Annotated in this window: 13 protein-coding genes; 7 read left to right on the top strand and 6 right to left on the bottom strand. The window is 72.1% G+C overall.

The genetic code is table 11. The annotated features are described in order from the left end of the window. The first annotated feature begins 30 nt into the window (after positions 1-30). Both ACYVF4_RS11255 and ACYVF4_RS11250 read left to right on the top strand, forming a co-directional pair. Positions 31-3,825, top strand: a complete 3,795-nt coding sequence (locus ACYVF4_RS11255) for a multifunctional oxoglutarate decarboxylase/oxoglutarate dehydrogenase thiamine pyrophosphate-binding subunit/dihydrolipoyllysine-residue succinyltransferase subunit (RefSeq protein WP_460723132.1) — start codon at positions 31-33, stop codon at positions 3,823-3,825. 22 nt (positions 3,826-3,847) lie between these two features. Then, positions 3,848-4,750, top strand: a complete 903-nt coding sequence (locus ACYVF4_RS11250) for a diacylglycerol kinase family protein (RefSeq protein WP_460722700.1) — start codon at positions 3,848-3,850, stop codon at positions 4,748-4,750. Positions 4,751-4,785: 35 nt separating this feature from the next. Here ACYVF4_RS11250 and ACYVF4_RS11245 read toward each other — a convergent pair whose 3' ends face one another. Together ACYVF4_RS11245 and ACYVF4_RS11240 are read right to left on the bottom strand one after the other, a co-directional pair. Beyond that, on the bottom strand, positions 4,786-5,028 hold the full coding sequence (locus ACYVF4_RS11245; RefSeq protein WP_460722698.1) for a zf-HC2 domain-containing protein: 243 nt from the start codon (positions 5,026-5,028) through the stop codon (positions 4,786-4,788). Further along, positions 5,025-5,633 carry a sigma-70 family RNA polymerase sigma factor gene (locus tag ACYVF4_RS11240; RefSeq protein WP_460723130.1) on the bottom strand — a complete coding sequence of 203 codons (609 nt, stop codon included), beginning with the start codon at positions 5,631-5,633 and terminating at the stop codon, positions 5,025-5,027. Before ACYVF4_RS11240 ends, ACYVF4_RS11245 begins: the two co-directional genes overlap by 4 nt. 154 nt (positions 5,634-5,787) lie before the next feature. Between ACYVF4_RS11240 and aroA the strand changes: the two genes are divergently transcribed. The 3 genes from aroA to bcp are packed head-to-tail and all read left to right on the top strand — an operon-like array spanning position 5,788 to position 8,753. Then, positions 5,788-7,170 carry a 3-phosphoshikimate 1-carboxyvinyltransferase gene (gene aroA / locus ACYVF4_RS11235; protein ID WP_460722696.1) on the top strand — a complete coding sequence of 461 codons (1,383 nt, stop codon included), beginning with the start codon at positions 5,788-5,790 and terminating at the stop codon, positions 7,168-7,170. A 24-nt stretch (positions 7,171-7,194) separates the two neighbouring features. After that, complete coding sequence (gene rsgA / locus ACYVF4_RS11230) at positions 7,195-8,238, top strand: ribosome small subunit-dependent GTPase A (RefSeq protein ID WP_460722694.1); 1,044 nt, start codon at positions 7,195-7,197, stop codon at positions 8,236-8,238. A 41-nt stretch (positions 8,239-8,279) separates the two neighbouring features. After that, the gene (gene bcp / locus ACYVF4_RS11225; RefSeq protein ID WP_460722692.1) at positions 8,280-8,753 is read left to right on the top strand and encodes a thioredoxin-dependent thiol peroxidase; all 474 of its coding nucleotides are present in this window, start codon (positions 8,280-8,282) and stop codon (positions 8,751-8,753) included. On the opposite strand, the gene ACYVF4_RS11220 is transcribed toward bcp, so the two are convergent. Next, positions 8,750-9,130 (bottom strand): histidine kinase, encoded by a 381-nt coding sequence (locus tag ACYVF4_RS11220; protein ID WP_460722690.1) that lies wholly within the window; start codon positions 9,128-9,130, stop codon positions 8,750-8,752. The two genes, bcp and ACYVF4_RS11220, sit on opposite strands and share 4 nt — an antisense overlap. A 183-nt stretch (positions 9,131-9,313) precedes the next feature. Between ACYVF4_RS11220 and ACYVF4_RS11215 the strand changes: the two genes are divergently transcribed. Beyond that, entirely contained in the window at positions 9,314-9,562 is a 249-nt protein-coding gene (locus ACYVF4_RS11215; RefSeq protein WP_184750492.1) for a WhiB family transcriptional regulator, read from the top strand. Between the two features lie 10 nt (positions 9,563-9,572). Here the strand turns inward: ACYVF4_RS11215 and ACYVF4_RS11210 are convergent, their stop codons facing one another. The 3 genes from ACYVF4_RS11210 to ACYVF4_RS11200 are packed head-to-tail and all read right to left on the bottom strand — an operon-like array spanning position 9,573 to position 12,901. Further along, positions 9,573-11,060 (bottom strand): sensor histidine kinase, encoded by a 1,488-nt coding sequence (locus ACYVF4_RS11210; protein ID WP_460722688.1) that lies wholly within the window; start codon positions 11,058-11,060, stop codon positions 9,573-9,575. Positions 11,061-11,069: 9 nt separating this feature from the next. Next, positions 11,070-12,281, bottom strand: coding sequence for an AAA family ATPase (locus ACYVF4_RS11205; RefSeq protein ID WP_460722686.1), 1,212 nt, complete (start codon positions 12,279-12,281; stop codon positions 11,070-11,072). After that, positions 12,278-12,901: an SAF domain-containing protein gene (locus ACYVF4_RS11200; RefSeq protein ID WP_460722684.1), complete on the bottom strand. Its 624-nt coding sequence runs from the start codon at positions 12,899-12,901 to the stop codon at positions 12,278-12,280. Before ACYVF4_RS11200 ends, ACYVF4_RS11205 begins: the two co-directional genes overlap by 4 nt. 100 nt (positions 12,902-13,001) lie before the next feature. Here ACYVF4_RS11200 and ACYVF4_RS11195 point away from each other — a divergent pair, with 100 nt between their 5' ends. Further along, complete coding sequence (locus ACYVF4_RS11195) at positions 13,002-13,283, top strand: helix-turn-helix domain-containing protein (protein ID WP_460722682.1); 282 nt, start codon at positions 13,002-13,004, stop codon at positions 13,281-13,283. Positions 13,284-13,290: the final 7 nt, after the last annotated feature.

Here is a 13,290-nt window from a genome sequence, read left to right as displayed (position 1 = left end):
GACTTCACCGATGAAAGCAGGCGATCGAGCGTGTCGAGCCAGGTGACGGGCGTCGGGGTTTCGAACGAAGGCGAGTTCGGAGCGAACGAGTGGCTCGTCGACGAGCTGTACGAGCAGTTCAAGAACGACAAGAACTCCGTGGACAAGGCCTGGTGGCCGATCCTGGAGGCCTACAAACCCGTCGATGCCGCGACCGCCCGCGTGCCCTCTGCTCCGACGCAGCCGGTCTCGGAGGCCGCCAAGCCGAGCGCACCCGCACCCGCACCCGCGGCCCCCGCTCCCGCACCCGCACCCGCACCCGCGGCCCCCGCTCCCGCACCCGCCGCGGCTCCCGCCGCCGCCCCCGCGCAGAAGGACGCCGACGCGGACAAGCCGGCCCCGAACGGCTCGCAGCCCGTCGCGCGCACCACCGCGCGCCCGGCCGCCCCGCAGCCGATCCCGGCGCAGGCGCCCAGCGTCGCCCCCTCCTCGTCCGAGGCGGTCGCCGAGGACAAGGTGACGACCCTCAAGGGGATGCCGAAGACCCTCGCGGCGAACATGGACGAGTCCCTGACCGTCCCCACCGCGACGAGCGTGCGCACGGTGCCGGCCAAGCTCATGATCGACAACCGGATCGTGATCAACAACCACATGTCCCGCACCCGCGGCGGCAAGGTCAGCTTCACGCACCTCATCGGCTGGGCGATCATCCAGACGCTCAAAGAGTTCCCGAGCCAGAACGTCTTCTATGCCGAGATCGAGGGCAAGCCGTCGGTCGTCGCCCCCGCGCACATCAACCTGGGCATCGCGATCGACCTGCCCAAGCCCGACGGCACGCGCGCGCTCATGGTGCCGAGCATCAAGCGCGCCGACCAGCTCACCTTCAACGAGTACCTCACCACCTACGAGGACCTCGTCACGCGGGCGCGCAACGGCAAGCTCACCGCCGCCGACTTCCAGGGCACGACCATCTCGCTGACCAACCCCGGCGGCATCGGCACGGTCCACTCCGTCCCGCGCCTGATGAAGGGCCAGGGCTGCATCGTCGGCGCCGGCGCGCTGGAGTACCCGGCGCAGTTCCAGGGCGCGAGCGAGAAGACCCTCAACGAGCTCGCCATCGGCAAGACGATCACGCTCACCAGCACCTACGACCACCGCGTCATCCAGGGCGCCGGGTCGGGCGAGTTCCTCAAGAAGGTGCACGAGCTGCTGATCGGCGCGCGCGGCTTCTACGACGACATCTTCGCCGCGCTGCGCATCCCCTACGCCCCCATCCACTGGGCCAGCGACATCAACGTCGACCTCGCCGAGCGCGTCGACAAGACCGCCCGCGTGCAGGAGCTCATCAACTCCTTCCGCGTGCGCGGCCACCTGATGGCCGACACCGACCCGCTGGAGTACGTCCAGCGCACCCACCCCGACCTCGAGATCGAGAACCACGGGCTGACCTTCTGGGACCTGGACCGCGAGTTCGTCACCGGCGGCTTCGGCGGCAAGCGGATCATGAAGCTGCGCGACATCCTCGGGGTCCTGCGCGATTCGTACTGCCGGACCATCGGCCTGGAGTACATGCACATCCAGGATCCCGAGCAGCGCGCGTGGTTCCAGCAGAACGTCGAGGTGAAGTACCAGAAGCCCAGCCACGACGAGCAGCTGCGCATCCTCGAGAAGCTCAACCAGGCGGAGGCCTTCGAGACGTTCCTGCAGACGAAGTACGTCGGGCAGAAGCGGTTCAGCCTCGAGGGCGGCGAGTCCCTCATCCCCCTCCTCGACGAGATCCTCCAGGGTGCGGCCGAGGCGGGCCTGGACGGCGCGGCGATCGGCATGGCCCACCGCGGCCGCCTGAACGTGCTCACCAACATCGCCGGCAAGACCTACGGCCAGGTGTTCCGCGAGTTCGAGGGCTCGGTGGCCGTCGGCTCCAAGAGCGGCTCGGGCGATGTGAAGTACCACCTCGGCACCGAGGGCACCTTCGTCGCCGACGGCGGCGAGGAGCTGCCGGTGTACCTGGCGGCCAACCCGTCGCATCTCGAGACCGTCGACGGCGTCCTCGAGGGGATCGTCCGCGCCAAGCAGGACCGGATGCCCATCGGCTCGTTCTCGTGGCTGCCGGTCCTCGTCCACGGCGACGCCGCGTTCGCCGGGCAGGGCGTGGTCGTCGAGACGCTGCAGATGTCGCAGCTGCGCGGCTACCGCACCGGCGGCACGGTCCACGTCGTGGTGAACAACCAGGTCGGCTTCACCACCACTCCGCAGGACGCGCGCACCTCGGTGTACGCCACGGATGTCGCCAAGACGATCCAGGCGCCGATCTTCCACGTCAACGGCGATGACCCCGAAGCGGTCACGCGGGTCGCGCAGCTGGCCTTCGCCTACCGCGAGAAGTTCCACCGCGACGTCGTGATCGACCTCATCTGCTACCGCCGCCGCGGGCACAACGAGGGCGACGACCCGTCGATGACGCAGCCCCTCATGACCAACCTCATCGAGGCCAAGCGCTCGGTGCGCCGCCTGTACACCGAGGCCCTCGTCGGCCGCGGCGACATCACCGAAGAGGAATACGAGCAGGCCAAGCGCGACTTCCAGGACCGCCTCGAGATCGCGTTCGCCGAGACGCATGCCGCAGAGACCGGCGCCTCGGCCGTCGTCGAGCCCGACGCCGAGCCGGAGCCCGCCGCCGGCGAGCCGGAGTCGACCGGGGTGTCCCGCGAGGTCGTCGAGGCCATCGGCGACGCGTTCGTCAACAAGCCCGAGGGCTTCACCGTCCACACCAAGCTCCAGCAGCTGCTGGACCGCCGTCTGGACATGAGCCGCAAGGGCGGCATCGACTGGGCCTTCGGCGAGCTTCTGGCCTTCGGGTCGCTGCTGATCGAGAAGCAGAACGTGCGCCTGGCCGGTCAGGACTCCCGTCGCGGCACGTTCGTCCAGCGCCACTCGGTCCTCCACGACCGCGCGAACGGGCAGGAGTGGATCCCGCTGACCAACCTCAGCGAAGACCAGGGTCGCTTCTGGGTGTACGACTCGCTGCTGAGCGAGTACGCCGCGATGGCGTTCGAGTACGGCTACTCCGTCGAGCGTCCCGACGCCCTCGTGCTGTGGGAGGCGCAGTTCGGCGACTTCGCCAACGGTGCGCAGTCCGTCGTGGACGAGTTCATCTCGTCGGCCGACCAGAAGTGGAGCCAGCAGTCCAGCGTCACGCTGCTGCTCCCCCACGGCTACGAGGGTCAGGGACCGGATCACTCCTCGGCCCGCATCGAGCGCTACCTGCAGATGTGCGCACAGGACAACATGACCGTCGCGCGCCCCTCGACGCCGGCCTCGTACTTCCACCTGCTGCGGCGCCAGGCCTACCAGCGCCCGCGACGGCCGCTCGTGGTCTTCACCCCCAAGGCCATGCTACGCCTGCGCGGCGCGACCAGCCCCGTCGAGGACTTCCTCAGCGGGCGGTTCGAGCCGGTGATCGACGACCAGCGTCCGCTGGACAAGAACGCCGTCAAGCGCGTCCTGCTGCACTCGGGCAAGATCCACTGGGATCTCAAGGCCGAGCTCGAGAAGAAGCCGAACCCCGAGATCGCGCTGGTGCGGGTCGAGCAGTTCTACCCGGCCCCGATCGACGAGCTCAACGCGATCATCGACGGCTACCCGAACGCCCACCTGGTGTGGGTGCAGGATGAGCCCGAGAACCAGGGAGCGTGGCCCTTCATCGCCCTCGAGATCGTCAAGCACCTGCACGGCCGCACCATCCGGCGCGTCTCGCGCCCGTCGGCGGCCTCGACGGCGACCGGGTCGCCGAAGGTGCACGCGCTGGAGCAGGCGACGATCATGCAGAAGGCCCTCACGCTGTAGCGGGACGCTGCAGCCTCGCCCGATGGACCTCGTGCTGCTGGCGAACCCGGCTGCGCGCGCGGGGACGGCCGGACGCACGGCCGACGAGGCCGCCGGGCTCCTGCGTGCACGCGGGATGCGTGTGACGCAGGTGTCGGGCGGCAGCGCCACCGAGTCCCGCGCGCTGGTGGCGGCCGCGGTCGACGCCGGCGTCGACGCCGTCGCGGTGTGCGGCGGCGACGGCACCGTCGCGCTGACCCTGCCCCTGCTGGCGGGCACCGGCATCCCGCTGGGGATCATTCCCGCCGGGACCGGCAACGACATCGCCGCGTCGGCCGGTGTCAGAGCCCGGGATGCCGCGTCCGCCGTGGCCGCCATCGCCGGCGGCCGGACCCGGCGCCTCGACCTCGCCGTGGTCACCACCGCCGACGGCGACGAGGTCCCGTTCGCCACCGTGCTGGCGTGCGGGTTCGACGCGCGCGTCAACGACCGCGCGAACGCGATGCGGTGGCCGCGGGGCAACTCCCGCTACACCCTCGCGATCCTGCGGGAGTTCCTCACCCTCGCCGCCACGGACTTCGACCTGGGCATCGAGCACCCCGACGGCACGCGCGAGCACCGCCGGGAGCGGCTCATCATGGCGACCGTGGCGAACGGGTCGACCTACGGCGGCGGCATCCCGATCTGCCCCGTCGCCGACGACGCCGACGGGATGCTGGACCTCGTGCTCGTCTCGGAGCTCGGGCGACTGCGGCTGCTGCGGCTGCTGCCGCGCCTCTATGCCGGAACCCACCTGAGCGTCCCCGAGGTGCGCACGCAGCGCGTGCGCTCGGTCACCATCACGACCACCGGCGCGCGGGGCTACGCGGACGGGGACCCCGTCGGCGTGCCGCCGTTCGAGGTCACGGTGCGACCGGGCGCGCTCGAGTTGTTCGTCGCGCCGTAGGCGACGGGCTCAGCCGGCCGGCCCGGCGGGCGGACTCAGTGGGCGGGGTGGGCCTCGCGCAAGCGGGCCAGCACCTGGGCGCGCAGCTCTTCGGGCGCGGTCTCTTTGCAGGCCCGCGCGATCACATCGGTCAGGGTCCGGGCGACCAGGGCCTCGTCACGGCATCCCGGGCAGTTGTCCAGGTGCTCGGTGATGTCGGAGTGCTTGGTCTTGCAGACCTCGTCGCGCAGGTACTCTTCGAGGTCGCGGCGCGCCTTCTCACAGCCGCAGTCGGTCATTTCGTGCTCCTCGTGGCGGCGGTGATGCCGCGCTCAGTGGCGTAATCGGCGAGCAGTTCGCGAAGCATCCGTCTGCCACGGTGCAGACGGCTCATCACGGTGCCGATGGGGGTCTTCATGATGTCGGCGATCTCCTGGTAGGCGAATCCCTCGACGTCGGCGAGGTACACCGCCAGGCGGAAGTCCTCGGGGATGGCCTGCAGGGCGTCCTTGACCGCCGACGCGGGCATGTGGTCGATCGCCTCGGCCTCGGCCGACCGGCTGCTGGTGGCGGTCGTCGACTCCGCGCCGCCGAGCTGCCAGTCCTCGAGCTCGTCGATCGTGCCCTGATACGGCTCCCGCTGCTTCTTGCGGTACGTGTTGATGTAGGTGTTCGTGAGGATCCGGTACAGCCACGCCTTCAGGTTCGTCCCCTGCGTGAACGACGACCACGACGCGAAAGCCTTCACGAAGGTCTCCTGGACCAGGTCCGCCGCGTCCGCGGGGTTGCGGGTCATCCGCATCGCGGCGGCGTACAGCTGGTCCATGAAGGGCAGCGCCTGCTGCTCGAACTGCGCGCTCGCGTCCTGGTCCTGATCGACGTCCTGCTCGGCCTGCTCGCTCATCACGCGCCAGTCTACGGCGGCGTCATCCGGATGCCGCCGGTCGGGCGCGACGCCGGGGGCGGCGTCGAGGCGATCGAGCGTGGCGATCATGGGGCTCCGTTCCCGGCGAGTGATGCGAGGGTCGACCTCGGGGCGTTCAGTAGGGTAGGAACCGATGACAGTCGACGGGTATTCCCCCGCGCCGCCGAGACAGGGGCGCAAGAGCACCGGAAGCGCTGGCGCGTGGGCCGCGCCGCAGGCGTCCGGACCCCTGCACGCCACCGTCACGGTCCCGGGATCGAAGTCCCTCACCAACCGCGAGCTGATCCTGGCCGCACTGGCCGACGGACCGAGCACCCTGCACTCCCCCCTGCACTCCGACGACTCCGCCCGCATGGTCGAGGCGCTCCGGGCCCTCGGCGTCGGCGTCGAGTTCCAGCCCGGCAGCGGGCCGTTCGGCGACGACATCGTGGTGACCCCGCACCTGCCGCTGCGCGGCGGGATCCAGGTCGACTGCGGCCAGGCCGGCACCGTCATGCGCTTCGTCGCCGCCCTGGGCGGCTTCGCATCCGGCGATGTGACGCTGACCGCGCACGAGAGCGCGCTGCACCGGCCCATGGGGGCGATGATCTCGGCGCTGCGCGAGGTCGGGGTGGACATCGACGACGGCGGCCACTGGTCGCTCCCCTTCACCATCCGCGGCCACGGCCACGTCCGCGGCGGCGAGGTCGCGATCGACGCGAGCGCGTCGAGCCAGTTCGTCTCGGGACTGCTGCTTGCGGCACCCCGGTTCGATGTCGGCCTGCACCTCGTGCACCGCGGCGAGCGGCTGCCGAGCATGCCGCACATCGACATGACCGTCGAGACGCTCGCGCACCGCGGCGTCCACGTCGAGCGGCCCTCGACGGGCGAGTGGATCGTCCCCGCCGGTCCCATCCGCGGCAAGGACGTCGCCCTCGAGCCCGACCTGTCCAACGCCGCGCCCTTCCTGGCGGCGGCGATGGTCACCGGCGGGACCGTCACCGTCACCGGCTGGCCGGCGCGCTCGACGCAGCCCGGGGCGATGCTCGGCGAGATCCTCGCGCTCATGGGCGCGAAGGTGCACCGCCGCGGCGGCGCCCTCACCGTCAGCGCCGGCACCGGCATCCACGGTGTCGATCTGGACCTGTCGGCGGCGGGCGAGCTCACCCCCACGATCTTCGCGCTGGCCGCCCTCGCCGACGCGCCGACGACCCTCTACGGCATCGGCCACATCCGCGGGCACGAGACCGACCGCATCGCGGCGCTCGCCGGCGAGCTGCGCCGGCTCGGCGGCGAGGCGCACGAGCTCGCCGACGGCATCCGCATCGAGCCACGCAGGCTGCAGGGCGGTCTCTGGCGCGCGCACCACGACCACCGCATGGCGACGACGGGGGCGCTGCTGGGCCTGGTCGTCCCGGGCGTCGAGGTCGACGACATCGGCACGACGGCGAAGACCATGCCCGAGTTCCCCGAGCTGTGGCACGGCATGCTCGCCGGCGACGGGCTCGCACCGGCAGAGCCGGCCCCCGACGCGTGAGACGACCGTGACCCGGACCCGACCGTGAGCTGGCTCGACGACCTCGACGACGACGAACCCGAGTTCGACGAGGCCCGCATCCGCGTGCGACCCAACCCGAAGGCCAACCGCCCGCGGACCAAGCGTCGTCCCGCCCACGCCGACGCCCGGATCGCCCGGGTCCTGGGCGTCGACCGCGGCCGGTACACCGTGCTCGTGGACGAGGACGGCGCCGAGGAGCGCCAGGTGCTCGCCGTCCGCGCCCGCGAGCTGCGCAAGACCCCCATCGTCACCGGGGACCGCGCCCGCGTCGTCGGCGACTCCTCGGGCGAGGAGGGCACGCTCGCCCGCATCATCGGGATCGAGGAGCGCACCTCGCTCCTGCGCCGCAGCGCCGACGACACCGACCAGGTCGAGCGCGTCATCGTCGCCAACGCCGACCAGATGCTCGTGGTGGTGGCCGCCGCCGACCCCGAGCCGCGCGCGAGGCTCGTCGACCGCTACCTGATCGCGGCGCTGGATGCCGGCATCCGTCCCCTTCTGGTGGTGACGAAGACCGATCTGGCCGACCCGACGGCGTTCCTGTCCCACTTCGAGGGCCTGGACCTGGTGGTGTTCACCAGCGCGCGCGACGAGATGCCCGTGGAGCGGATCGGCGAGGCGCTCGTAGGCCACTCCACGGTGTTCGTCGGGCACTCCGGCGTGGGCAAGTCCACCCTCGTCAACGCGCTCGTCCCGGGCGCGGGGCGGGCCACCGGGCACGTCAACGAGGTCACCGGCCGTGGCCGGCACACCTCCAGCTCCACCGTGTCGCTGCGCTATCACGGCGCCGCCGGCGGCGGCTGGGTGATCGACACCCCGGGGGTTCGCTCGTTCGGGCTCGGGCACGTGGACCCGTCGAACATCCTGCGCGCCTTCACCGACCTCGCCGAGCTCGCCCTGGAGTGCCCGCGCGGGTGCACCCACCGCGCCGACGCGCCCGACTGCGCCCTCCCGGCGGCGGTCCGCGAGGGACGCGCGGGCGCCCGTGGTGCGGAGCGGCTGGACTCGCTGCAGCGGCTGCTCGAGACCTTCGCCGAACGCGCCTGAGGCCGGCGGCCGGTGCCCCCGTACGCCGATAGGCTGGCGGAATGACCGACGCGCGACTGGAACCCGGCGACATCGCCCCCGATTTCTCCCTCGTCAACCAGGACGACGAGGTGGTGACGCTGGCGTCGCTGCGCGGCCGCAGCGTGATCGCCTTCTTCTACCCGGCGGCCATGACGCCCGGGTGCACCACCGAGGCGTGCGACTTCCGCGACTCGCTCGCCCCGTTGCAGGCGGCGGGCTACGAGGTCCTCGGCATCTCGCGGGACGACACCGCCAAGCTGCGCGAGTTCCGCGAGCACGACGGTCTGACCTACGACCTGCTGAGCGATCCCGACCACGCGGTGCACGACGCGTACGGCGCGTGGGGCGAGAAGTCCACCTACGGCAAGATCGTGCAGGGCGTGCTGCGGTCGACGTTCGTCATCGACCCGGACGGCCGGATCGCCCACGCGCTCTACAACGTCAAGGCGACCGGGCACGTCGCCCGCATCCGCTCCCTGGTAGGGCTCGGCTAGGAGCGGGCGGGCGCGGTCCGCCGCATGACCATCACGAGCAGGACGAGCAGGATCACCGCCGGCGCCGCGAGCGCGAGCGCCACCTGCGGCGCGGCGTAGGCGCCGGTCGCGGCGCCCAGCGCGACGGCGAGGATCAGCAGCTGCGTCACGACACCACCCGAGCGACCCCACGACTGCCCTCGCCACACGGCGACGCCGAAGGCGAAGACCGCGGCGGCGCCGACGAGGGTGAGCACGAGCAGCGCGATCGAGCTCGTGACCGATCCGGTGTCGCCCCCGATCAGCGCGGCGGCCTCCCAGCCGGCGACCAGCAGGATGCCGAGGCCCTCGGCCGCCAGCAGGACCGCCGTCGTCCTGGCCAGAGCGTCCGTTCGCATGCGCGGCGATCCCTCCTGGGCGCGAATTCGCCCTTGATCCAGGTAAACGGCTGTGGGACCATTGGTGAAGCCGTGTGCTCCCACAGTGCCGTGGGGCGAGCAGTAGCTCGCACGTCCCACCAGGGTATCGGACCCGACCCGGGCCCTCGACACTCGATCATCACCATCACAAGGAGCATCACCATGGATTGGCGCGACAAGGCCGCCTGCCTGACCGTCGACCCCGAACTCTTCTTCCCCGTGGGGAACACGGGGCCCGCGGTCGACCAGATCGAGAAGGCGAAGGCCGTGTGCGCCACTTGCACCGTCACCGAGGTGTGCCTGCAGTACGCCCTCGAGACCGGTCAGGACTCCGGCGTGTGGGGTGGGCTGTCCGAGGACGAGCGTCGCGCCCTGAAGCGCCGCGCGGCCCGCGCCCGCCGCGCGTCCTGACCCCGGCGGGTCAGGGCTCCCCCCGCTCGATGTAGCGCAGCGGGATCTCGATCGTCACCTCGGTGCCGCTGCCCATGATCGTGTGCCAGTCGATGGTGCCACCGAGCTCGCCCTGGATGAGCGTGCGGACGATCTGCGTCCCGAGGCCGCGTCCGACCTGACCTTCGGGGAGTCCCGACCCGGTGTCGCGCACGCGCACCTCGAGCCGGTCGTCGGTGCGGTCGGCGACGATCTCGACGTCGCCCTCCTGCCCGGCCAGGCCGTGCTCGACGGCGTTGGTGACGAGCTCGGTGAGTGCGAGGGCGAGGGGCGTGGCGTATTCGCTGGGCAGCGTCCCGAAGCGGCCCGTCGTCCGGGTGCGCGCCCGGGTGTTCGGCGCGGCGGCAACTTCGGCCACGAGCTTGAGGACGCGGGCGAAGACGTCGTCGAAGTCGACGTTCTGCGCGAGCCCCTCCGACAGGGTGTCGTGGACGACGGCGATCGCCGACACCCGGCGCATCGCCTGCGTCAGAGCCTCCCGCGCCTCGTCGGAATGCGAGCGGCGGGCCTGGATGCGCAGGAGCGAGGCGACCGTCTGCAGGTTGTTCTTCACACGATGGTGGATCTCGCGGATCGTGGCGTCCTTGGTGATGAGCTCCTGCTCCTGGTGCCGGATCTCGGTGACGTCGCGGCACAGCACCAGCGCGCCGATGCGGCGGCCGTGATCGCGCAGCGGGATCGTCCGCAGCGACACCGTCACGCCGCGCGCCTCGAGATCGGCGCGCCACGGGGCGCGGCCGGTGACGACGACCGGCAGCGACTCGTCGAACTGGCGCTTGCTGGGCAGGATCTTCGTGACGACCTCGACGAGGGACTCGCCCTCGAGCTCGTCCTCGAAGCCCAGCCGGTTGAAGGCCGAGAGCGCATTGGGGCTGGCGAAGGTGGCCATGCCGTCCACGTCCAGGCGCACCAGCCCGTCCGAGGCGCGGGGAGCACCGCGGCGGGGCGAGGTGGGCGCCGTCATGTCGGGGAACTCCCCCGAGGACATCATCCCGAACAGGTCGTCCGCGCACTCGTTGAACGTGGTCTGCTGCCGGGAGGGGATGCGCGCCTCGCCGAGGTTGGTGTGCCGGGTCAGGACGCCGATGGTCAGGGGCTGCTCCGTGCCGCGGGCGCGGACGATCGGCACCGCCCGGACGCGGGTCGGCGTCTCTTCGAACCAGTCCGGCGACGCGGAGTCGACGATGCGGGCGGTCTGGAACGCCTCGCGCACCTGGGTTCGCCACTGCGGCCGCACCCGGTCGCCGACGATGTCGCGGTAGAACAGCGTCGCCGCACCGCTCGGGCGCGTGTGGGCGATGGCGACGAAGGAGTCGTCCTCGGTCGGCACCCAGATGACGATGTCCGCGAAGGCCAGATCGGCCAGCAGCTGGCCGTCGCCGGCGAGCCGGTGGAGCCACTCCACATCCGCCGCGCTGGAGCGGCCCTGAGCGTAGACGAGATCGCTGAGCGTGGACATCGCTCCAGGCTAGCGGCGCACCGGCACCGGGACGACCGCGTCGCCCACGAAGCGCCGCAGCGTCGTCGTCATCGCCGAGCGCGGGGCGGCCTCGGCGACGGGCCGCGCAGCCAGGAGCGCCGCGTCGGCGGCGCGCGGATCGTGCGGGACGAACCAGACGTCCCGGATGCCGCCGAAGCGGTCCAGCGCACGGCGGACCTGTCCGCGCGCATCGATGCCGAGGGCGCCGGGTCGAAGGCGGTTGGCGAGGACGTGCACGTCGGTGTCGCCGATGGTCGCCCGCAGCTCGGCATAGCCGCGCAGGAAGCGCGAGACGCCGACGGGATCGGCGGCGACGACGGCGACGACGGCGTCGGCGCTGCGGAGGGCGGCGATCGTCGCGGCGTTGCGCCGCAGCCCCGTCAGGTCGCTGACGATCTCCTCGTCCCGCTCCAGCGATGCCGCGACGTCCACGACGGTGTAATCGGCCCACGCGCGGCAGGTCTGCAGCGCCTGGGTCACCCGGGTCTCGGTCAGCTCGGGCCACCGCGAGGGGCGGTTGATGCCCGTCAGCACATCCACGCCGGTGCGGCCGAGCGGCAGGCTGATGCGCGCGAGCTCCCGCGCGTCCAGGCCGCCGAGCTCCGCCTGCCGGCACGCTGCGGCGAACCCGGGACCCTCGTCGGCGAGCCCGAGCGCCAGGGCGAGGGAGGGCGCGTGGGTGTCGGCATCCACAAGCGCGGCGTGACGACCGCCGCGGGCCAGCTCGACGGCGAGCTCGATCGCCACCGTCGATCTTCCCGGTGCCCCGTGGGCTCCCCACACGACGATCGTGCGGGGACCGCCCGCAGGCTCCGGGGGATCCGCCGCGCGGGGCGGCTCGGCCAGTCGCTCGACGATCCGCCACGGCTCGGCGTCCGCCGGCAGGGGGGTCTCCAGCCTGAACGCGGCCGCAAGGCGCCGCTGCTCCGGATCGTCGCCCCACGCCAGGATCCGCACTCCCGCGCGGTCGCACAGCGCCACCGCCGCGGCGGTGAGGGTCGTCCTCGAGAGCTCGAGCACGACGGCGTCGCAGCCGGCGAGCGCCCGCACGGCGGCCTCGACCTCGTCGCCGGGCAGCGCGTCCTCTGCGGCCGCGGCGAGCGTCTCGGGCGCCATGATCTCGACGGCCACCCCCTCCCGCTCGATCCCGGCGATCACGGAGCCGGCGAGCGCGGGCGACAGCGCGACGGCGATCCTCATCCCCGGCCTCCCGCGGCGGGAACCACCGAGAGTGCGGACCCGTCGGCCATCGCCTGGAGCGCGGCGGCGACGTCCGCGCGCGGGATCACCACTTCGAGCGCGGTCGCGCCGCCGCCGATCATGGTGTCGTCCCGGTCGACGGCGACGACGGTCGCGTCGGCGACGAGGATGCGCGGGGTGGCGTACTCCCCCGCCTCGACGAGCGGCGCGGACCACACCTCGACGGGGGTTCCGGCCACGACCGAGGCGGGGACGTCGATCGAGCTGCGCAGCACGACCGTCGTGGTGCGCACCGCCTCGTCATCGACGAGCGCTGCGCGGGTGACGAGCTCGCCCTCGCCGATCGTCCGGGAGGCGACGGCTCCGTCGGCGAGCTCCTCGGCGAAGACGTACTGGTCGGCGACCGGTCCGAGACCGACCTCGACGACGCGCAGGTCGCCGGGTTCCACCGGCTCGCCGACGACGATCGTGCGCGCCGCGGCGTAGACCGGATCGGTCTCGCGCGCGGCGGCGACCACCAGCCACACACCGCCGACCGACACGGCGATGAGGACGATGCCGAGGATGAAGCGCACATCGGCCCAGAACGGGCGACGTGCGCTGCGGGCGGAAGCGTTCATGGCACCCATGGTGGCGCACCGCCGCGCGGGCGCCGGCTCGTTATCCACAGCGCGCGGCGAGGTCCCTTCCGTTCCCCGGCCCCGGGTCGATAATGGGCACATGCCCGAGCTGCCGACGTCGGACCTGCGCCTTCTGGCTCCCGCCCAGGTGGGCGAGATCCTCGGCGTGTCCGTGTCGGAGGTCATGGAGCTGGTGCACGAGGGGCGGCTGCGCGGCCTTCGCGTCGGGTCTCCCGCGCGGTGGCGGGTAGAGGAGAACAGCGTCGCCGACTACCTCGACGACCAGGCGGAGGAGGCGCGGCGCATGGCGCTGTGGCGGCAGTCCAACGCCGCCAGCTTCCCCGAGCTGTGGGGCACCGGCTCGGTGCGGCGCCCGGACTGACCGCCCG

Source organism: Microbacterium aureliae (assembly GCF_054780155.1).
This window is presented reverse-complemented; position numbering and strand designations above follow the sequence as displayed.